Genomic DNA, 20743 nt, shown 5'->3' with positions numbered 1-20743 from the left:
AGTTGTCCACAGAAACGCCAAGTAGCCTGTGGATAACTACAGTTGGTTGTGGATCAAACATCCGGGTCAAAATCATTCGCGTGATTCACGTCTCTCCCAGCACCCTGGTGCCATGGATGAAAGACGCACCGTGAAGGTGTCCAAGTACCTCTCGAAACACCTGCGGCATCAGCCCGAACGGATCGGGCTCACGCTCGACGAGGCGGGCTGGGTCGAGATCGACGCGCTGCTCGCCGCGACCGCCGCGCACAACTTCCGCATCACCCGCGAAGAACTGGATCACGTCGTCGCCGCGAACGACAAACAGCGCTTCGCCATCGACGGCACCCGCATCCGCGCCAGCCAGGGCCACAGCATCGACGTCGACCTCGGCCTCGCCCCGGCGACCCCGCCGCCGTACCTCTACCACGGCACCGTAGCCCGCAGCCTGGACGCGATCCGCACCGAGGGACTGCGGCCCATGAACCGGCATGACGTCCATCTGTCCGCCGACCGCGAGACCGCGACCCGGGTCGGGGCCCGCCGCGGCCGCCCCGTCGTGCTCTCCGTGGACGCGGCAGCCATGCACCGCGACGGCCACGTCTTCCACCTCAGCGCCAACGGGGTCTGGCTGACCCACACCGTGCCGCCGCACTACCTGCGGTTTCCCGCGTCGCACTGACCCCGCCCGGACATGTTCAGTGAGCCGCACACAGTGACTGAGAGTCACTGTTTCACGTGAAACACTGCCGGGCGCATACGCTCGGATCCATGAGTCTGCGTCTGAGCACCGTGATCCTCCCGTACCGCCGCTGGAACGAAGGGGGCCGCGAGGCATGGCAGCGCGCGGAGCAACTCGGTTTCCACACCGGATACACCTACGACCACCTGTCGTGGCGCACCTTCCGTGACGGCCCCTGGTTCGGTGCCGTGCCGACCCTGACCGGCGCCGCGGGCGTCACCGACCGGCTTCGGCTGGGCACCCTGGTGACCTCGCCGAACTTCCGGCACCCCGTCACCCTCGCCAAGGAACTGATCACCCTCGACGACATCTCCGGCGGCCGGGTCACCCTGGGGATCGGCGCGGGCGGTACCGGCTTCGACGCCACCGCGCTCGGCCAGGATCCATGGACCCCGCGCGAGCGCGCCGACCGGCTCGCCGAGTTCGTCCCGCTGCTGGACCGACTGCTCCGCGAGAACTCGGTGTCCTACGAGGGCGACTACTACTCGGCGCACGAGGCCCGCAACATCCCCGGCTGCGTCCAGCGGCCCCGGCTGCCCTTCGCGGTGGCCGCCACCGGCCCGCGCGGCCTGAAGCTGGCCGCACGCCACGGCCAGGCCTGGGTGACCACCGGCGACCCCAAGCTGTACGAGCACGGCACGCCGGAGCAGTCCCTCCAGGCCCTGCGCGGCCAGATCGACCGCCTCGCCGATGCCTGCGCGGCGCTCGGCCGGGAGACCAGGGAGCTGGACAAGATCCTGCTCACCGGCTTCACCCCGGACCGCGGCCGCCCGCTGGAGTCCCTGGACGCCTTCGTCGACTTCGCCGGCCGCCACCGGGAGCTGGGTTTCACGGAGATCGTGGTCCACTGGCCGATCCCCGACTCGGACTTCGCCGCCGACGAGAAGGTCTTCGAACAGATCGCCATGGAGGCACCGGCACAGCTGGGCTGAGACAGCAACCCAGGGACGCGTGAGGTGGCCCGCGGGTCATCTATGTCTCACCTGTGCGGGCGCCCGCACGGTCGTGCAGGCATATGCGGGAGAATGAGCGGGTGACCTCAGCGACTCGACAGCCCGAGACCCCGGCAGCCGACATACCGCCGCGCCTGATCGCCACCGATCTGGACGGCACTCTGCTGCGCGACGACAAGTCGGTGTCGCCGCGCACGGTCGCGGCCCTCGCCGCCGCCGAGGAGGCCGGTATCGAGGTCTTCTTCGTCACCGGCCGCCCGGCCCGCTGGATGGACGTCGTCAGCGACCACGTCCACGGCCACGGCCTCGCCATCTGCGGAAACGGCGCGGCGGTGGTCGACCTGCACGGCGGCCCCGGTGCCCACCGGTTCGTGAAGGTGCGGGAGCTCGCCAGGGAGAACGCGCTGGACGCCGTACGGCTGCTGCGCGAGGCGGCGCCGGGCACGGTCTACGCGGTGGAGCAGACGTACGGCTTCCACCAGGAGCCGGACTATCCCAAGCTGCACATGGAGGTCCCGGACCATCTCGCCCCGGCCGAGGAGCTGCTGGCCGAGAACGGTCCCGGTGCCGATGAACCGGTGCTGAAGATCCTCGCCTACCACCCCTCCATCGACCCGGACGCCTTCCTCACCCTCTCCCGCCTCGCCATCGGCGACCGGGCCAACGTCACCCGCTCCAGCCCCAGCGCCCTGCTGGAGATCAGCGGCCCCGACGTCTCCAAGGCCAGCACCCTCGCCCTGTGCTGCGCCGAGCGCGGAATCTCGCACGAGGAGGTCGTCGCCTTCGGGGACATGCCCAACGACCTCGAGATGCTGACCTGGGCGGGACAGTCGTACGCGATGGGCAACGCGCACCCGGACGTGCTCGCCGCGGCCTCGGGCCGGACCGTCGCCAACAACGACGACGGGGTGGCGGTCGTGATCGAGCGGATGCTGGAGCGGAAGTAGACGCGGTCGTTCCACGGGCTACTCCGGGAATCCGTCGCGTCCGGACTCAGCCGAGCGGCACCCCGCGTGCCGCCAGCCAGGACACCGGGTCCACCGCCGAGCCCGTCTCCGGCGTGACCCGCACCTCGAAGTGCAGATGCGGGCCGGTCGAGTTGCCGCTCGTGCCCGACTGGCCGATCCACTGCCCCACCTCGACGGCGTCCCCCTGGTCGACGGTGACGGCGGCGAGGTGGGCGTACTGCGTGTAGTAGCCGCCGGGGTGCTCGATCACGACCTCGATGCCGAAGGGGCCTCCACAGGACACCTTCACCACCCGGCCCGCGCCCACCGCCCGCACCGGTGTCCCGATCGGCACCGCGAAGTCCTGGCCGGTGTGCCCGTTCGCCCAGCGTGACCCGCCGCTGCCGAACCCCGCGGACAGCTCGTACACCGCCACCGGCGTGACCCACGCACCCGCCGGGGCCTGCCGCGGCTGGTCCAGCCGTACGGCACCCCGGCAGGCGCCGGCCGCGACGGACGCGTCGGCCTGCCCCTGCAACTGCCACCGGGCCTCTTCGAGCTTCTGCTCGATGTCCTGCTTCAGCGCGGCGAGTTCGGCGCTCCGCCGCTCCAGCCTCCGCCGGACCGCCGTGGCCTTCGCCTCGTCCGCCGCGAGCCGGGCCTCGGCCCGACGGCTCTTGTCGACCGCGTTGTTGAGCGCCACTGTCGTCCGCGAGAAGACATGCTGACCGCGCATCAACTCACCGAAGTCGTCGGCGAAGATGATCTGCGCCGTGAGCGGGAGACCCCCGCCGTCGCGGTACTGGGAGCGGGCGATACGGCCGAGATCGTGGTGCAGGACGGCGATCTCTTGCCGCTCCCGGTCCAGGAGTTCCTCGAACCGCCGGGCCCTCGCCCGCTGCGCCTCCGCCTCCTGACGTCCGGCCTCGTACCGCCGGGTCGCCAGCGCCGCGTCCTCGTACAGCCGCATCACCTGCGCGCTGACCTCCGTGTCACCGTCGTCGGCGGCGTCCGTGGGCCCGGCCGCCACCACGGCGAGCGCGCACAGCAGCGCCGGAACCAGCAGGGGGCGAAGGCGAGGTGATCGCATGTCAGCGATCCTGTCCCGGCCTCCGGGACCTGGTCCTGTTCAAGTCGTACGGCTGGGGGACGCGCTGCTGCGGACGGGTCAGTGCAGCACCGCCCGCTCGTCCTACGCTCCGACCAACAGCTCCGACTCCGCCTCCCGCTCGGCCATCCCCCGCAGCGGCCCCTGCACCGCGGCCAACTCCGCGTAGGAACCCCGCTGCACGACCCGCCCCGCATCGAGGACGAGCACCTCGTCCACCGACTCCAGCCCCGCCAGCCGGTGCGTGATGAGGAGCGTCGTACGGCCCTCGGTGGCGGCCAGCAGATCGGCGGTGAGGGCGTCCGCGGTGGGCAGGTCGAGGTGCTCGGCCGGCTCGTCCAGGACGAGGACGGGGAAGTCGGCGAGCAGTGCCCGGGCCAGCGCGAGCCGCTGGCGCTGGCCGCCGGACAGCCGGGCCCCGTGTTCGCCGACCAGGGTGTCGAGACCGTCGGGCAGGCTCTCGGCCCAGTCGAGCAGCCGAGCCCGCCGCAGCGCGTCCCGCAGCTCGTCCTCGGTCGCGTCCTTCTTCGCGAGGAGGAGGTTCTCCCGCACCGAGCTGTCGAAGAGGTGCGCGTCCTGCGCACACAGCCCCACCAGCCGTCGTACGTCGTCGCCGGGCAGCCCGTAGGCGTCCACACCGCCCAGGGTGTAGGTGCCGGCGTCCGCGTCCAGGAAGCGCAGCAGCACCTGCGCGAGCGTGGTCTTGCCGGAGCCGGAGGCGCCGACCACGGCGATCCTCCGGCCCTCGGCCAGGGTCAGGTCGAGGCTAGTGAGCGCGTCCCGGTCCTGGCCCTCGTACCGGGCCGCGAGACCCTTGAGCACCACCGGGAACGGCGAGGCGGGCGCCTGCCCTGCGTGGTCCGGTTCCCGTACCGGTTCGGGCGCGTCCAGCACCTCGTACACGCGTTCCGCGCTCCTGCGCACCCGCTGGCGGTACTGCACCGCGAGCGGCAGCCCGAGAACCGCCTCGAAGGCGGCCAGCGGAGTGAGCACCACGACGGCCATGACGACCCCGTCCAGTCGGCCCGCCGCGACCGCCTGCGCTCCCGCCAGAGCGGTGGCCGTGACGGTCAGGCCGCAGATCAGGGCGGTGAGTCCGTCGCCGAGGGCGCTGGCGGTGGCGGTCCGGGAGGCGATCCGGGTGAGGACTCCGTCGGCCCGCCGTGCCTCGGCGGTGCGGGCGGGCAGGGCTCCCGCGACGGTCAGCTCGGCGGTGCCGGTGAGCAGATCGGTCACGCGGGTCGACAGCTCCCCGCGGGCGGGGGCCAGCCTGCGCTCGGCGCGGCGGGCCACGGCACCCGTGAGACAGGGGACACCGACGCCGGCGGCCAGCAAACCCGCGGCGAGCACGGCACCGGCCTCCGGCAGCAGCCAGGCCGTGAAGCCCACGGAGGCCGCCGACACCAGGGCCGCGGCACCGGCGGGCAGCAGCCAGCGCAGCCAGTAGTCCTGAAGGGCGTCCACGTCGGCGACGAGCCGCGAGAGCAGATCACCCCGGCGGGCCGTCCGCAGCCCGGCGGGTGCCAGCCGCTCCAGCCGCCGGTAGACGGCGACCCGGGTGTCGGCGAGCATCCGCAGCACGGCATCGTGCGACACCAGCCGCTCCGCGTACCGGAACACCGCCCGGCCGATCCCGAAGGCCCGGGTCGCCGTCACGGCCACCATCAGATACAGCACGGGCGGCTGCTGCGAGGCCCGCGAGATCAGCCAGCCCGAGGTGGCCATCAGTCCTACGGCACTGCCGAGGGCGAGGCTGCCGAGGAGCAGCGCGAGGGCGAGCCGGCCGCGCCGGGGGCCGGACATGGCGCGGACACGGGCCAGCGGACCGCGTCCCCCGGAGGGCACGTCGATCGCACCGGCCCCGACCGCGTCGGCGGCAGCGGCCTCCGTCACCCGAGTCGCTGACGTCCTGGCCGTGGCCTTCTCCGGCACGTGCGCCACCGGCTCCGTCAGCCGCACCACCCGGTCAGCCACCCCGAGCAGCGCCGGCCGGTGCACCACCAGCAGGACCGTCCGCCCGGCCGCGAGCCGCCGTACCGCCGCCACAACCTCCGCCTCGGTGGCCCCGTCGAGCGCCGCCGTCGGCTCGTCGAGGAGCAGAACGGGCCGGTCCGCGAGGAACGCGCGCGCCAGCGCCAGCCGTTGCCGCTGTCCGGCGGAGAGCCCGGCCCCGTCCTCGCCGAGCACGGTGTCGGCCCCCAGGGGCAGCGCGTCGACGAACTCCCGTGCCCCCGCGTCCGCCAACGCCTGCCGTACGGCCGCGTCGTCCGCGTCGGGACGGGCCAGCCGTACGTTCTCGGTGATCGTCCCGGCGAACAGCTGCGGCCGCTGCGGCACCCACGCGATCCGCGACCGCCACTCCGCCAGGTCGACCTCGGCGAGATCGGCTCCCCCGATCCGTACCCGCCCCTCGGCGGGCCCGACGAATCCCAGCAGGACGTTCAGCAGCGTCGACTTGCCCGCGCCGCTCGGCCCGACCAGGGCCACCGTCTCCCCGGGCGCGACCTCGAAGGACACGTCCGTGACGGCGTCCGCGGCCCGTCCCGGGTAGCGGACCGTGACCTGCTCGAAGGCGAGCGCGCCCGTGGGCACCGGACCGGCCCCCGACGCGGGAACCGGTGTCTCCAGTACCGCGAAGATCTCCTCGGCGGCGGCCAGTCCCTCGGCCGCCGCGTGATACTGCGTGCCGACCTGGCGCAGGGGCAGATACGCCTCGGGAGCCAGGATGAGGATCACGAGACCGTCGTACAGATGCATCTCGCCGTGGACGAGCCGCATGCCGATCGTGACGGCGACCAGGGCCACCGACAAGGTCGACAGCAGCTCCAGGGCGAAGGACGAGATGAAGGCGATCCGCAGCGTCCGCATGGTCGCCTGCCGGTACTCGCCGGTGATGCGCCGGATCGACTCGGCCTGCGCCTTGGCCCGGCCGAACACCTTGAGGGTCGGCAGTCCCGCGACCACGTCCAGGAAGTGGCCCGACAGCCGGGACAGCAGCTGCCACTGACGGTCCATCCGGGACTGGGTGGCCCAGCCGATCAACACCATGAAGACGGGGATGAGGGGGAGGGTCCCGACGATGATGGCCGCCGAGACCCAGTCCTCGGTCACGATCCGGGCCAGCACCGCCACCGGGACGACCACCGCGAGCCCCAGCTGGGGCAGATAGCGCGAGAAGTAGTCGTCGAGGGCGTCGACCCCCCTGGTGGCCAGGGCGACCAGTGATCCGGTCCGCTGCCCGCTCAGCCACCCGGGACCGAGGGCCGTGGCACGCTCCAGCAGACGCCCCCGCAGCTCGGACTTCACCGCGGCGCTCGCGCGGTGCGCGGCGAGTTCCGTGAGCCAGGAGACGAGCCCGCGTCCGGCGGCCACGGCCGCCAACAACAGCAGGGGAGTACGGAGTCCCGGAACCGACAGACCGTGCTGGAACGCGCCGACCACGATCTCGGCGATGAGCATCGCCTGGGCGATGACCAGCAGAGCGCCGAGGCCGCCCAGGCCGACCACGGCCACCAGGAAGAGGCGGGTGGCCCGGGCGTAGCGGAGCAGACGTGGATCGATTGGTTTCACGTGAAACACACCTCAGTGCGCGATGTCGGCGGCGATGTGCTGTGTACCGATGCGCTTGCGGAAGACCCAGTAGGTCCATCCCTGGTAGAGCATGACCACGGGCGTGGCGATCACCGCGAGCCACGTCATGATCTTCAGGGTGTACGGGCTCGACGAGGCGTTGGTGACCGTCAGGCTCCAGTCCGCGTTGAGCGAGGACGGCATGACGTTCGGGAAGAGCGTCAGGAAGAGCATCGCCACGGCGGCCACGATGGTGACCCCGGACAGCGCGAACGACCAGCCCTCACGCCCGGCCTGGTTGGCCACCAGAGCCGCGACCAGGGCGGCCACGGCGACCACCATGGCGACCAGGCTCTTGCCGTCGCCGCTGTCGACCTGGGTCCACAGCAGGAAGAGCAGGGCCAGTGCGGCCGTGACGAGACCGACCTTGAAGGCCAGCTTCCGCGCCCGCTCCCGGATCTCACCGACGGTCTTGAGGGCCGTGAACACCGTGCCGTGGAAGGTGAACAGGGTGAGCGTGACCAGTCCGCCGAGGAGGGCGTACGGGTTGAGCAGGTCCCAGAGGCTGCCGACGTACTCGAAGTTCCGGTCGATCTTCACGCCGTGCGCGATGTTGCCGAAGGCGACGCCCCACAGGAACGCGGGGATGAGCGAGGTCCAGAAGATCGCGGTCTCCCAGGTGCGCTGCCAGTTCTCCTCGGGGCGCTTGGCGCGGTACTCGAAGGCGACCCCGCGGACGATCAGGCAGACCAGGATGACCAGCAGCGGCAGGTAGAAGCCGGAGAAGAGGGTGGCGTACCACTCGGGGAAGGCGGCGAAGGTCGCGCCGCCCGCCGTCAGCAGCCACACCTCGTTGCCGTCCCAGACGGGGCCGATGGTGTTGATCAGGACGCGCTTCTCGACCCGGTTGCGGGCGAGGAGCTTGGTGAGGACGCCGACCCCGAAGTCGAAGCCCTCCAGGAAGAAGTAGCCGGTCCACAGGACGGCGATGAGCACGAACCAGACGTCGTGAAGTTCCATGACTCGCTCTCCCTTGGCCTAGTACGAGAAGGCCATCGGCTTGTCGGCGTCACGCGCTTCGCCGCCGATCTTCGTGGGCGGATTCAGATCGGCCTCGGTGAGCTCGGGCGGGCCCGCCTTGATGTACTTCGCGAGCAGCTTGACCTCGACGACCGCGAGGACGGCGTACAGCGCGGTGAAGGTGATCATCGAGACAAGGACCTCGGTCTGCGAGACACCGGGGGAGACCGCGTGCCGGGTCTGCAGGACGCCGTAGACGACCCACGGCTGACGGCCCATCTCGGTGAAGATCCAGCCCCAGGAGTTGGCGATCAGCGGGAAGCCCAGGGTCCAGATCGCCACCAGCCAGTAGAGCCGGCCGAGCTTGGGGCTGAGGGCCTTGTTCCTGAAGAGGACCAGGTTCGGCACCTCGTCCTCGCCGACCCGCAGGTGCTGCGGGAGCAGGAACTTCTTGCGGGTGAGCCAGAGTCCGGCGATGCCGATGGCGAAGGAGGCCATCCCGAAGCCGATCATCCAGCGGAACGCCCAGAAGGCGACGGGGATGTTGGGCCGGTAGTCACCGGGACCGTACTTCTCCTGCTCGGCCTTGTTGGTGTCGTTGATGCCGGGCACGTACGAGCTGAAGTCGTCGTCGGCGAGGAACGACAGCACGCCCGGGACGGACAGCTCGACGGTGTTGTGGCCCTTGCTGACATCGCCGTAGGCGAAGATCGAGAAGGGGGCCGAGTTCTGGCCGTCCCACAGGGCCTCGGCGGCGGCCATCTTCATCGGCTGCTGCTTGAACATGACCTTGCCGAGGGTGTCGCCGCTGATCGCGGTGAGCATGCCGGCGATGACCACGGTGATCAGACCGAGGCGCAGCGAGGTCTTCATCACGGTGATGTGCTTCTTGCGGAACAGGTGGAAGGCCGCGATGCCGACCATGAACGCGCCACCGGTGAGGAAGGACGCGCTGAGCGTGTGGAAGGCCTGGGCCAGCGCGGTGTTCTGGGTCAGCACCAGCCAGAAGTCGGTGAGCTCGGCCCGGCCCTTCGCCTCGTTGATCCGGTAGCCGACCGGGTGCTGCATCCACGAGTTGGCCGCGAGGATGAAGTACGCCGACAGGATCGTGCCGATCGAGACCATCCAGATGCAGGCCAGGTGGATCTTCTTGGGCAGCTTGTCCCAGCCGAAGATCCACAGTCCGATGAAGGTGGACTCGAAGAAGAAGGCGATCAGGGCCTCGAAGGCGAGCGGGGCGCCGAAGACGTCACCGACGAAGCGCGAGTAGTCGGACCAGTTCATGCCGAACTGGAACTCCTGCACGATGCCGGTGACCACGCCCATCGCGATGTTGATCAGGAACAGCTTGCCCCAGAACTTGGTCGCCTTGAGGTACTTCTCCTTCTCCGTGCGCACCCAGGCGGTCTGCAGTCCGGCCGTCAGGGCGGCGAGCGAGATCGTCAGCGGGACGAAGAGGAAGTGGTAGACGGTGGTGATGCCGAACTGCCATCGCGCCAGGGTCTCCGGCGCCAAAGCCAGGTCCACGGGGCCGCTCCTAACTAGGACGCTTGTGAAAGCGTTCACATTCACAAGCAATTATGACGCATGGCAGTTCGAGGCGGGATGGGCGGGGGGTCCCTCGAAGGGTCCGATAGGTCACACCTGATGGGGACCGGTCGGCCCATGACAAAGGGCGCCCTGGTTTCACGTGGAACCAAGGCGCCCCGCGACGGCTCTCGACGGTCGTCACATGTCCTTGCGGAAGCCCTCCGCGACCTTGAGGAAGATGTCGTTCGCCTCGTGCTCCCCGACCGTCACCCGCACACCCTCGCCCGGGAACGGCCGTACGACCACACCATGCTGCTCACAGGCCGCCGCGAAGTCGACCGTGCGCTCCCCCAGCCTCAGCCACACGAAGTTGGCCTGGGTCTCGGGCACCGTCCAGCCCTGGGCGCGCAGCCCCTCCACCACCCGGTTGCGCTCGCAGACCAGCGAGCCGACCCGGCCCAGCAGTTCGTCCTCGGCACGCAGCGAGGCGATCGCCGCCTCCTGCGCGACCTGGCTGACCCCGAAGGGCACCGCTGTCTTGCGCAGCGCCGCGGCCACCGGCTCGTGGGCGATCGCGAAGCCCACGCGCAGGCCGGCGAGGCCGTACGCCTTGGAGAAGGTGCGCAGCACACAGACGTTCGGCCGGGTGCGGTACAGCTCCACGCCGTCCGGGACCTCGGGGTCGCGGATGAACTCGCGGTAGGCCTCGTCGAGAACCACCAGCACATCGCTCGGCACCCGGTCGAGGAACCGTTCCAGCTCGGCCCGCTTCACGACCGTGCCCGTCGGGTTGTTGGGGTTGCAGACGAAGATCAGCCGGGTCCGGTCGGTGATCGCGTCGGCCATCGCGTCCAGGTCGTGCACATCGCCCTCGGTCAGCGGCACCTTCACCGAGGTGGCACCGCTGATCTGCGTGATGATCGGGTACGCCTCGAAGGACCGCCAGGCGTAGATCACCTCGTCACCCGGTCCCGAGGTCGCCTGGATCAGCTGCTGGGCGACGCCGACCGAGCCGGTGCCGGTGGCGAGGTGGGAGAGCGGGACGCCGAAGCGCTCGGAGAGCTCGTTCATCAGGCCCGTGCAGGCCATGTCCGGGTAGCGGTTGAACGAGGAGACCGCGGCGGCCACGGTCTCCAGCACGCCCGGCAGCGGTGGGTACGGGTTCTCGTTGGAGGACAGCTTGTAGGCCGCCGGACCGCCGGCCGCGGCGGGCTTGCCCGGCTTGTAGGTGGGGATACCCTCCAGCTCGGCGCGCAGCCTGGGGCTCGTCTCGCTCACCGCAGTCCTCCTCGTGACCACCGACTCGATGGCAGCCGACTCCGTCAGCGGCCTCCAATACTGCACACCCTATGAGGATTGGGCGCCGGTGCGTACAGGTGCGAGCCACAGCGTCCGGGGAGACGGGGATCCCACCCGTCTCATTGGCATCACGGGCATCACCGCACGAAGCCAGACGAATCGGGGGGCGCGGCCACATATATCTATGCGCCGGTGGCTCACGCCCTGGCGCGCATCACCCGTGAAGGTGAGTTGAGACCTCTTCGAAACATCGGGGACTTGGCAGGCCCATGCGTGCCGACAAGTTACGTAGTGCCATTGGACCGTTTAACTGACTTTGTTTCACAGGCAGTTGGCGGTAAATGACCTTGCAGAAACGTGCCTGTCAACGCGTGCATATGCGTCCGCCCTACCCCACCGCATGAGCCCTACTATCGGCTCGCCATGACAGCAGCAGGGAAGCACCAGGTGAGCCGCGCGGAAACCTCACGTCGAGGCAGCCGGCCGGGCCGGGCGGGCATCAGAGACGTCGCCGCCGCCGCCGGAGTCTCCATCACGACCGTCTCCGACGCCCTGAACGGCAAGGGCAGGCTCCCGGACGCCACCCGCCGCCATGTCAGGGAGGTCGCCGACCGGCTGGGCTACCGGCCCTCCGCCGCGGCCAGAACCCTCCGTACGGGCAAGTCGGGACTCATCGGCCTGACCGTGACGACGTACGGGGATGAACCTTTCACCTTCACGGAGTTCGCGTACTTCGCCGAGATGGCACGGGCCGCCACCTCCGCCGCGCTCGCCCGCGGCTACGCCCTCGTCATCCTGCCCGCGACCTCGCGCCACGACGTGTGGTCGAACGTCGCCCTGGACGGCACCGTGGTCATCGACCCGTCCGACCAGGACCCGGTCGTCAGCGAGCTGGTCCGGCAGGGTTTACCGGTGGTCTCCGACGGCCGCCCGGCGGGCGCGCTGCCGGTCACCGCGTGGGTCGACAACGACCACGAGGCCGCCGTACTCGGAATCCTCGACCATCTGGCCGACGCCGGCGCCCGCCGCATCGGCCTGCTGACCGGGACGACGACCGACACCTACACCCATCTGTCGACCACCGCGTATCTGCGCTGGTGCGAGCGGGTGGGCCAGGATCCGGTCTATGAGGCCTACCCGGCGCACGATCCGTGCGCGGGTGCCGTCGCCGCCGACCGGCTGCTCGCCCGGCCCGACCGCCCCGACGCCGTCTACGGCCTGTTCGACCCGAACGGCACCGATCTGCTCGCCGCCGCCCGCCGCTACGGGCTGCGCGTCCCGGACGACCTGCTGATCGTCTGCTGCTCCGAGTCCACGGTGTACGCCAGCACCGAGCCGCCCGTCACCACGCTCTCCCTCAAGCCGCGCCGCATCGGCACGGCCGTGGTCCAGCTCCTCATCGACGCCATCGAGGGCGTCGAATCGGACCAACCGGTCGAGCAGGTGATACCGACCGAGCTGATCGTGCGTACCTCGTCCCAGCGGCGCGCGCCACGCACGACGGTCAGTCCGCCGCGGTCGCCCGAGAAGGGGTAGTCCGGGGGGAGGGGCCGGCGCTACGACTCGGTGGAGAGGTTCGAGCCGGTCGCTTCCGGCATCCGGTACTCGTGGTTCCGCGCTCGTGGTCCCGGGCTCGTGGTCCCGCATGTGGCGTCCGGCAGGCGGTATCCCGCACTCGGCGTCCGGCAGGCGGTATCCCGCACTCGGCGTCAACCTCGTGGGGCGACCCGCGTCGGTGACCTGATCGGCGGGACAGCTGGGGTGCGGGAGGTCACGCGGGGGACGAAGCCCGGCTCAATCGGGGCGAATGCCACGGTGAACAGGAGTCTTGCTCCGATTCACCACCCCTGGGTCATCACACGGCGCGATCCGCATTCCTATGATGGGCCCACGACACCGCGGGGCCGCTGCGACCAGGCAGTCCGAAGCGGTGCAGATGCGGCGCGATGGTGGAGGGGTCTGATGACTCAGGGGGCCGGTCAGGGACCCGAAGTGGAGCGCAGCGCGGTGCTGCGCGACTTCCGGGTGCCCGCGTACGTCAACGAGACCGGTCCGTACGCCCACAGCAGCGACGTCGTTCCGGCCCACGAGGAGGCCTACCCGGACGGGTACACCCCCACCGAGCAGGACCTTCCCGTCATCAGCCACCCCGACGGGCTCCAACCGGCCGCCGACCACGAGGGACTCGCGGGGGACGGTCCGGGTCCGCTGTTCGTCGTCGGCGACGTGCACGGCTACCTCGACGAACTGTTGGCCGCACTCCGGGAGAAGGGCCTCGTGGACGCGGCGGGCAACTGGTGCGCGGGCACCGCCCGGCTGTGGTTCCTGGGCGACTTCACCGACCGCGGCCCCGACGGCATCGGCGTCATCGACCTCGTGATGCGGCTGTCCGCGGAGGCCGCCGCGGCCGGCGGCTACTGCAAGGCCCTGATGGGCAACCACGAGCTGCTGCTCCTCGGCGCCAAGCGGTTCGGCGACACCCCCGTCAACTCCGGCGCGGGCACCGCCACCTTCCAGGCGGCCTGGCTGCTCAACGGCGGCCAGAAGACGGACATGGACCGCCTCCAGGACCACCACCTCCAGTGGATGTCCCGCCTCGACGCGGTCGAGGAGGTCGACGGCCATCTCCTCGTCCACTCCGACACCACCGCCTACCTCGACTACGGCGACTCGATCGAGGCGGTCAACGACACCGTCCGCGAGACGATCACGCGCAACGACGCGGACGAGGTGTGGGACCTGTTCCGCAAGTTCACCAAGCGCTTCTCCTTCCGCGACGAGGGCGGCGCCGACCATGTGCGCTCGCTGCTCGACACCTACGGCGGCGTCCGCATCGTGCACGGCCACAGCCCGATCCCCTATCTGCTCGGCGAAGTGGGCTCCGAGGACGGCGAGGACGATTCCGGTCCGGTGGTCGAGGGACCGCACGTCTACGCCGACGGGCTGGCCATCGCGATGGACGGCGGGGTGACCATGGCCGGAAAACTGCTGGTCCAGCAACTTCCCCTGGATATCTGAACGTTCACAGGGCAAATGTCACCCTGTGGCGGACCGCCCGGAGACCGCGCAGGCCAGAGGGCAATTTCTGGAAACCCCCTGTCACCCTGTGCCGTCGCCGCTCTACCATCTGGTTATCCGTAGCAGGCTCCCCTCCGTTTCTGCCCGACGGCTCGTTGGCATGCGAGCCCCAAGCCCTACGGAGCATCGGGGGATGCACATGAACAGCGTTCCGCAGCACCTGCACAGCGAGGACCGCCAGGAGTACGAGCGGATCCTCGATGAGGCGCTGCGCTCCGCACCACACCGTCCCGAACTGGCCGCTGTCGGACAGCGGCTCAATCCCGAACAGCTGCGCACCATGGCGCTCAACGCCACCGCGATCATCACGGCGGCCGCGGCGACCGAGTACCAGCACTACGTGAAGGTCCGCGAGGAACAGCGCCGCCCGGCGTCGTCCACCCTGTCGTCCGTGCACGAACCCGGTCCCACCGAGTCGGGCACGGGTGCGATGGGGCTCGCCACCAGCATGGGAGAGGTCGCCGAGACCGCCGGTGCGGGCGCCGTCGCCGTCGCCGCCGTTCTCACTCCCGTCCTTGCCGGCGTCGCCGCGGCGATCTTCCTGCTCGTGGGCTACATCCTCCAGATGCTCAGCCCACCGCCGGCGTTCGCCCACGCCATGATCACCATCGGATGGGTGTTCGGCGCCCTGACCGCGGCCGCGATCCTGGTCGCCGCGGGCGGCCTGCTGACCACCGCCCTGCGCAACCGCCCCACGCCGGACACGGCGTACGGCGAACTCACCGGGGAGGTGGCCCGGGCCAAGGACGCCTGGCGCGAGGCCCTGCTGGAACGCGGCATCCTCCCCTTCCTCAGGGAGGCCCTGGCCGACCCCGGCACCGCCGCACTGCACCACACGGCACCGCCGGCCCCGACCAGCCGCATGCCCAGCCTGGGCTACGACCGTCCGGGCTTCAGCAGCCCGGACGACGGAGCCTCCGGCGCCCGCCCGAGCTTCACCAGCCCGGACTACACCAGCCCGGACTTCGGGGGGCCGGAACACCAGCCGGAGTGACCCACCCGGCGGCCCCTCGGCTTGCGTTCCCACACGGGGAGCGCAAGCCGGATGCGGGGCGCCCTTCCAATCCAAACTCGGAGGGCGGACCTGTGCATCTCCGCCGATTGTCATACCTGGATGGCACAGTGCGGTCCCATGAACGAGGACCGGTTCTGGACCATCATCGAATCCGCACGTACTTCTTCAGCCGCCTCCGGCTCGCCCTTCGACGAGTCGCTGGTGGACCACCTCTGCGGCTGCCCCTCCCAGGAGATCCTCGAGTATGCCGAGCGCTTCGACGAGGTACACGACGCGCTGTACCGCTGGGATGTCTGGGCGGCGGCCTATCTGATCGGCGGCGGCTGCTCCGACGACAGCTTCATGGACTTCCGGGCAGGGGTGATCGCGTCGGGACGGGACTGGTACGAGCGCACCGTCCTGGACCCGGACAGCCTCGCGGAGCACCCCGATGTCGTCGAAGCGGCGAGCGCCGAAAGCGACGAGGCCCTGTTCTACGAAGTCGTGAACTACGCGGCCAGTAAGGCCTTCGAACGCCTCACTGGAAGCGCGGACGCCTTCGACGTGGCCTGGGCCGGCTATCGGCCGGTCGAGGGGCCGGGCGGCGACGCGACGGACATGGGCGAGGACTTCGACTTCGACGACCCGGACCAGATGCATCGGCGGCTGCCCCGCCTGGCGAGGCTCTGCCTCACGGAGCGCGCCTAGGCGGACAGGGCGGCCCGCGGCCCTCCAAGGGGGCGCGGACCGTCCTCCGGGACTACGGCCTACTCCGCCAGCGGCAGGTACACCCGGTTCCCGCTCGCCGCGAACTCCTTCGACTTCTGCAGCATTCCCTCAGCGACCTCCTCGGGTGACGCCCCCTCAGCCGCCGCGCCCCCGAACCGCTCCGTGATGCTGTGGCTGATCTTCATCGAGCAGAACTTCGGCCCGCACATGGAGCAGAAGTGGGCCGTCTTGGCCGGCTCCGCCGGGAGGGTCTCGTCGTGGAACTCACGGGCCGTGTCCGGGTCCAGGGCGAGGTTGAACTGGTCCTCCCACCGGAACTCGAAGCGCGCGTCGGACAGGGCGTCGTCCCAGTCCTGTGCTCCGGGGTGGCCCTTGGCGAGGTCCGCCGCGTGGGCGGCGATCTTGTAGGTGATGACACCCGTCTTGACGTCGTCCCGGTTGGGCAGCCCCAGATGCTCCTTCGGCGTGACGTAGCAGAGCATCGCCGTGCCCCACCAGGCGATCATCGCGGCGCCGATGCCGGAGGTGATGTGGTCGTAGGCCGGCGCGACGTCGGTGGTCAGCGGGCCGAGCGTATAGAACGGAGCTTCATCGCAGATCTCCTGCTGAAGGTCGATGTTCTCCTTGATCTTGTGCATCGGGACATGCCCCGGGCCCTCGATCATGGTCTGTACGTGAAAACGCTTCGCGATCCTGTTGAGTTCCCCGAGCGTCCTCAACTCCGCGAACTGCGCCTCGTCGTTGGCGTCCGCGATCGAGCCTGGCCGCAGGCCGTCGCCGAGCGAGTACGTGACGTCGTAGGCGGCGAGGATCTCGCACAGTTCCTCGAAGTTCTCGTAGAGGAACGACTCCTTGTGGTGCGCCAGGCACCAGGCCGCCATGATCGAACCGCCGCGCGAGACGATCCCGGTCTTGCGGTTCGCCGTCAGCGGTACGTACGGCAGCCGCACGCCCGCGTGGACCGTCATGTAGTCCACGCCCTGCTCGGCCTGCTCGATGACCGTGTCCTTGTAGATCTCCCAGGTCAGCTCCTCGGCCCGGCCGTCGACCTTCTCCAGTGCCTGGTAGAGCGGCACCGTGCCGATCGGGACGGGGGAGTTGCGCAGCACCCACTCGCGGGTGGTGTGGATGTTGCGGCCGGTGGACAGGTCCATGACCGTGTCGGCGCCCCAACGGGTCGCCCAGGTCATCTTCTCCACCTCCTCCTCGATGGAGGACGTCACCGCGGAGTTGCCGATGTTGGCGTTGACCTTCACCAGGAACCGCTTGCCGATGATCATCGGCTCGATCTCCGGGTGATTGACGTTCGCGGGCAGCACCGCACGCCCCGCCGCTATCTCCTCACGGACCACCTCGGGCTCGACGTTCTCCCGGATGGCCACGTACTCCATCTCCGGGGTGATCTCCCCCCGGCGCGCATACGCGAGCTGTGTCACCGCGCTGCCGTCGCGGCTACGACGTGGAAGCCGCGGCCGGCCCGGGAACACCGCGTCGAGGTTGCGCAGGCTGCCACCGCGCGGAGAGGTGTGCTTGATCCCGTCGTCCTCGGGGCGCACGGGACGGCCCGCGTACTCCTCGGTGTCGCCGCGGGCGACGATCCAGTTCTCCCTGAGCGGAGTGAGCCCCCGGCGGACGTCGGTCTCGGTGAGCGGATCGGTGTACGGGCCCGAGGTGTCGTACAGCGTGACCGACTGCCCGTTGGTGAGGTGCACTTGTCGGACCGGCACGCGCAGGTCGGGGCGCGAGCCCTCGACGTACGCCTTGTGCCAGCCGATGGACTTCCCGGCCTCCGTGGGGTGTTTCGTGGGGCTTTCGCCGTTGATGGACTGTTCGTCCTGGCTGGAGGCAGGCGTGCGTACGTCCTTGATGGTCATGAGACCTACTCCCTACGCCGGCATTACCCGGTAACAGGTTCGGCGGTCGACGCAGCGGCTTCCGTCTGCCGACGTTTCGTGGGGAACGTCACTCTCGTGTGATGACGTTCCACGTGAAACATCGCTGGGACGGAGGTCAGCGCCCTCTCAGCCCGGTGCTCCGAGCTCCCGCGTGTACAAAGGTGCCACCACGCTAGCGTCAATTCGGGCGCGGTGAACAGGGGGCCCCATTCGTTCTTGCGATGATCGGTCGGTGACCACGACGCATCAGCCCCCGTACCCGCCGCCCGAGCCTCCGCGCCGCCCCGGCTCCGGAAACGGCCCCGCAGGCGGCAACGGCCGTGCGGGCGGGCCCGATTCCGGTGGCTGGGATGCCTTCGGGCACGGACGGGACCAGGGTCCTGGGCGGGAACAGGGGTCCGGGCGGGTGGGACCCGGTCGTACGCAGGGGTACCCGCAGCAGTATGGGACCGGAACCGGTGGGGGCCAGGGACAGCGTCCCGGGTATGGCTCCAGCGGCCATGGCCACGGCGACGGTTTCGGGGGCGACCCTGGCTACGGCGAAGGCCACGGCCCCCATGAGGGGCACGGACACCATCCCGGCAGCGGGCACGGCCAGGGTCATGGATCCGCCGGCGATCCCGGTCACGGGGGTGACGGCGGAGGCAACGGTGGCGGTGGTGACGGGGGCAGCGGTGGCGGTGGCGGCGGGGGGCACTCGCACGGTCACAGTCACAGCCACGGCCCGGCGGCTCCCGTCTCCAAGCATCTGCGGAAGGTCATCGCGGCGATCCTGATCCCCTTCGCCGGGGCAGTCGTCATCGGGCTCGCCGTGCTCTGGCCCGGTGGCGCGCCGGCACACGAACGCACCGGGGTCGGTTTCGACCGGCAGACCCAGCAGGCCACGGTCACCAAGGTCGTCAGCGTCAGCTGCAAGTCGGTGAACGCCGGAGGGGAGACCCCGACCGGGGACACCTCCACCGCCGAGGGCTCCTCCGCCCAGCAACAGGCGAACGGCACCTGCAAGAAGGCGACGATCCGGGTCGACACCGGCGACGACAAGGGCCGCACCTTCACGGAGATCGTCCAGCCCGACCAGTCGCGGCAGTTGCACGAGGGGCAGAAGGTCGTGGTCGCGTACGAGCCCTCGGCGCCCAGGGACCTCCAGTACTCGGTCGCCGACGTCAACCGCAGGTTCCCGATGGGGCTGCTCGCCGGCATCTTCGCGCTGGCCGTCGTGATCGTCGGGCGACTGCGCGGTGTCATGGCGCTCGTCGCGCTGGCCGTGAGCTTCCTGCTGCTGAACTTCTTCGTCCTGCCCGCGATCCTGCAGGGCTCGAACCCGCTGCTCGTGGCGGTGGTCGGGTCCAGCGCCATCATGTTGATCGCCCTCTACATGTGCCACGGCCTGTCGGCCCGAACCTCCGTGGCCGTACTGGGCACGCTGATCTCCCTGCTGCTGATCGGCGTCCTGGGCTCGCAGTTCATCGGCTGGGCCGCGCTGACGGGCAACACGGACGACAACACGGGCCTGATCCACGGGCTGTATCCGTCGATCGACATGAGCGGTCTGCTGCTCGCCGGCGTCATCATCGGCTCGCTCGGTGTCCTCGACGACGTGACGGTCACGCAGACGTCGGCGGTCTGGGAGCTGCACGAGGCCAACCCGACCATGGGCTGGCGGGGGCTGTACCGCGCCGGTATCCGTATCGGCCGCGACCACATCGCCTCAGTCGTCAACACGCTGGTGCTCGCCTACGCGGGTGCCGCGCTGCCCCTGCTGCTGCTCTTCTCGATCGCCCAGTCCAGCGTGGGCACCGTCGCCAACAGCGAGTTGGTGGCGGAGGAGATCGTGCGCACCCTGGTCGGCTCGATCGGCCTCGTCGCCTCGGTCCCGGTCACGACGGCCCTCGCGGCCCTGGTGGTCTCGGCCGACCGTCCGGGGACGGAGCCGGTGGGGACGGGGGCAGGGGGACCTGTGGCCGCAGCGGCGACTCCGGCGACCAGCGTGAGCGCGGGAACGGCCGACACCCGCCCGGCCCCGTCCCGCGGCGGGAAGGGCCGCCGCCGCAGGCGCTGAGACACCCTTCCGGCCAGCCCAACGCCCTGAGTCGGGGCTACCGGCTCCGGACGCCGCGGGTAGGGCTCCGGGCTCCGGGCTCCGGGCTCCGGGCTCCGGGCTCCGGGCTCCGGCTGATACGAGCTCGTTGGCGGGACGTACGTCGGCAGGTGAACCCCTTCACGCCGTACCGCCGCAGCCCAGCCCCGCTCACCGACGGCACAGACTTACCGGAGACCGCACAGACCTGCCCCCACCCTCGGCAGAAGCGTTCCTGCACCCTCCCGCCCCAAGACGAAGCGTTCCGCCACCTCATGACCGCCAGGCGTCAGCCCGCGCTCTGCTCCTCCGCCAGGATCCGGTCCAGCGCCTCGTCGAGATGCGCGTCGAAGTCGGCCATCGCGGCCTCCTGTCCCAGCGGCACCAGCTTGTCGGTGCGGTCGAGAAAGGCGATGACCGGGGCCGTCGACGAGCGGAACAACGCCTGGTCGCCACCGACCTGAAGCCTGATCAGCACATCGCCCAGCAGGTCGGGACCGGCAGGCGAAACCCGTACGTCGCCCTCCCCGCAGGGCCGCCCCACCCCGTCGATCAGCAGCTCGCGCCCGAAAGCCCAGGTCACTGGGGCATCGCCCGGCAAATGGAAGGTCAGCCGGACGGCATAGGGATCATCCGCCTCGTAGCGCAGCTCCACCGGGATGCGGAAGGAGAGCTCCTCCGACACCAGAAAGCTCATCATGACCTCTGCCTGTACGGACTCGCGCATCGCCTACCCCGTCATCTGCCTTCGTATGGCCGGGAATGATCCCTCTGACACTGGTGGCATCTTGCTGAACGTGCACGACAGATCACAAGGAGTGA

15 protein-coding genes and 1 riboswitch are annotated in these 20743 nt (G+C 70.1%); of the genes, 8 read left to right on the top strand and 7 right to left on the bottom strand.

Annotated features, from left to right (window positions below):
* Positions 1-112: 112 nt before the first annotated feature.
* From ACFULQ_RS17465 to ACFULQ_RS17455, 3 genes are all read left to right on the top strand, one after another.
* Positions 113-661, top strand: a complete 549-nt coding sequence (locus ACFULQ_RS17465) for an RNA 2'-phosphotransferase (protein ID WP_383544370.1) — start codon at positions 113-115, stop codon at positions 659-661.
* 89 nt (positions 662-750) lie between these two features.
* Complete coding sequence (locus ACFULQ_RS17460) at positions 751-1653, top strand: LLM class flavin-dependent oxidoreductase (RefSeq protein ID WP_383544367.1); 903 nt, start codon at positions 751-753, stop codon at positions 1651-1653.
* Positions 1654-1736: 83 nt separating this feature from the next.
* The gene (locus ACFULQ_RS17455) at positions 1737-2621 is read left to right on the top strand and encodes an HAD-IIB family hydrolase (protein WP_383544365.1); all 885 of its coding nucleotides are present in this window, start codon (positions 1737-1739) and stop codon (positions 2619-2621) included.
* Positions 2622-2667: 46 nt separating this feature from the next.
* Here ACFULQ_RS17455 and ACFULQ_RS17450 read toward each other — a convergent pair whose 3' ends face one another.
* The 5 genes from ACFULQ_RS17450 to hisC all read right to left on the bottom strand — a co-directional run bounded on the left by ACFULQ_RS17450 (position 2668) and on the right by hisC (position 11127).
* Positions 2668-3711 (bottom strand): M23 family metallopeptidase, encoded by a 1044-nt coding sequence (locus ACFULQ_RS17450; RefSeq protein WP_383544362.1) that lies wholly within the window; start codon positions 3709-3711, stop codon positions 2668-2670.
* A 102-nt stretch (positions 3712-3813) separates the two neighbouring features.
* Positions 3814-7299, bottom strand: coding sequence for a thiol reductant ABC exporter subunit CydD (gene cydD / locus ACFULQ_RS17445; RefSeq protein ID WP_383544359.1), 3486 nt, complete (start codon positions 7297-7299; stop codon positions 3814-3816).
* Between the two features lie 12 nt (positions 7300-7311).
* Complete coding sequence (cydB, locus tag ACFULQ_RS17440) at positions 7312-8319, bottom strand: cytochrome d ubiquinol oxidase subunit II (protein WP_383544355.1); 1008 nt, start codon at positions 8317-8319, stop codon at positions 7312-7314.
* A gap of 18 nt (positions 8320-8337) precedes the next feature.
* A complete protein-coding gene (locus ACFULQ_RS17435; protein WP_383544352.1) occupies positions 8338-9846 on the bottom strand; it encodes a cytochrome ubiquinol oxidase subunit I in 1509 nt (502 codons plus the stop codon).
* A gap of 201 nt (positions 9847-10047) precedes the next feature.
* Positions 10048-11127 (bottom strand): histidinol-phosphate transaminase, encoded by a 1080-nt coding sequence (gene hisC / locus ACFULQ_RS17430; RefSeq protein ID WP_383544349.1) that lies wholly within the window; start codon positions 11125-11127, stop codon positions 10048-10050.
* Between the two features lie 444 nt (positions 11128-11571).
* On the opposite strand from hisC, the gene ACFULQ_RS17425 reads away from it, so the two are divergent.
* The 4 genes from ACFULQ_RS17425 (at position 11572) to ACFULQ_RS17410 (ending at position 15928) form a co-directional block, all read left to right on the top strand.
* The gene (locus ACFULQ_RS17425) at positions 11572-12684 is read left to right on the top strand and encodes a LacI family DNA-binding transcriptional regulator (protein ID WP_078852003.1); all 1113 of its coding nucleotides are present in this window, start codon (positions 11572-11574) and stop codon (positions 12682-12684) included.
* A gap of 426 nt (positions 12685-13110) precedes the next feature.
* Positions 13111-14166 (top strand): metallophosphoesterase, encoded by a 1056-nt coding sequence (locus ACFULQ_RS17420; protein ID WP_383544346.1) that lies wholly within the window; start codon positions 13111-13113, stop codon positions 14164-14166.
* A 193-nt stretch (positions 14167-14359) separates the two neighbouring features.
* Positions 14360-15220, top strand: coding sequence for a hypothetical protein (locus ACFULQ_RS17415; protein WP_383544343.1), 861 nt, complete (start codon positions 14360-14362; stop codon positions 15218-15220).
* A gap of 138 nt (positions 15221-15358) precedes the next feature.
* The gene (locus tag ACFULQ_RS17410; protein ID WP_383544340.1) at positions 15359-15928 is read left to right on the top strand and encodes a DUF4240 domain-containing protein; all 570 of its coding nucleotides are present in this window, start codon (positions 15359-15361) and stop codon (positions 15926-15928) included.
* Between the two features lie 59 nt (positions 15929-15987).
* Here ACFULQ_RS17410 and thiC read toward each other — a convergent pair whose 3' ends face one another.
* Complete coding sequence (gene thiC, locus ACFULQ_RS17405; protein ID WP_383544337.1) at positions 15988-17823, bottom strand: phosphomethylpyrimidine synthase ThiC; 1836 nt, start codon at positions 17821-17823, stop codon at positions 15988-15990.
* Positions 17816-18005: riboswitch (TPP riboswitch) on the bottom strand. (Overlaps the previous gene by 8 nt.)
* 71 nt (positions 18006-18076) lie before the next feature.
* Here thiC and ACFULQ_RS17400 point away from each other — a divergent pair.
* Complete coding sequence (locus tag ACFULQ_RS17400) at positions 18077-19903, top strand: YibE/F family protein (RefSeq protein WP_383544334.1); 1827 nt, start codon at positions 18077-18079, stop codon at positions 19901-19903.
* A gap of 307 nt (positions 19904-20210) precedes the next feature.
* Here ACFULQ_RS17400 and ACFULQ_RS17395 read toward each other — a convergent pair whose 3' ends face one another.
* Complete coding sequence (locus ACFULQ_RS17395) at positions 20211-20648, bottom strand: SsgA family sporulation/cell division regulator (protein WP_383544332.1); 438 nt, start codon at positions 20646-20648, stop codon at positions 20211-20213.
* Positions 20649-20743 lie beyond the last annotated feature (95 nt).

This window comes from Streptomyces sp. NPDC057253, assembly GCF_042669125.1.
In the GTDB taxonomy this organism is placed as follows: Bacteria; Actinomycetota; Actinomycetes; order Streptomycetales; family Streptomycetaceae; genus Streptomyces.
The sequence above is the reverse complement of the archived record's forward strand: the minus strand, read 5'-3'. Positions and strand labels throughout refer to the sequence as shown.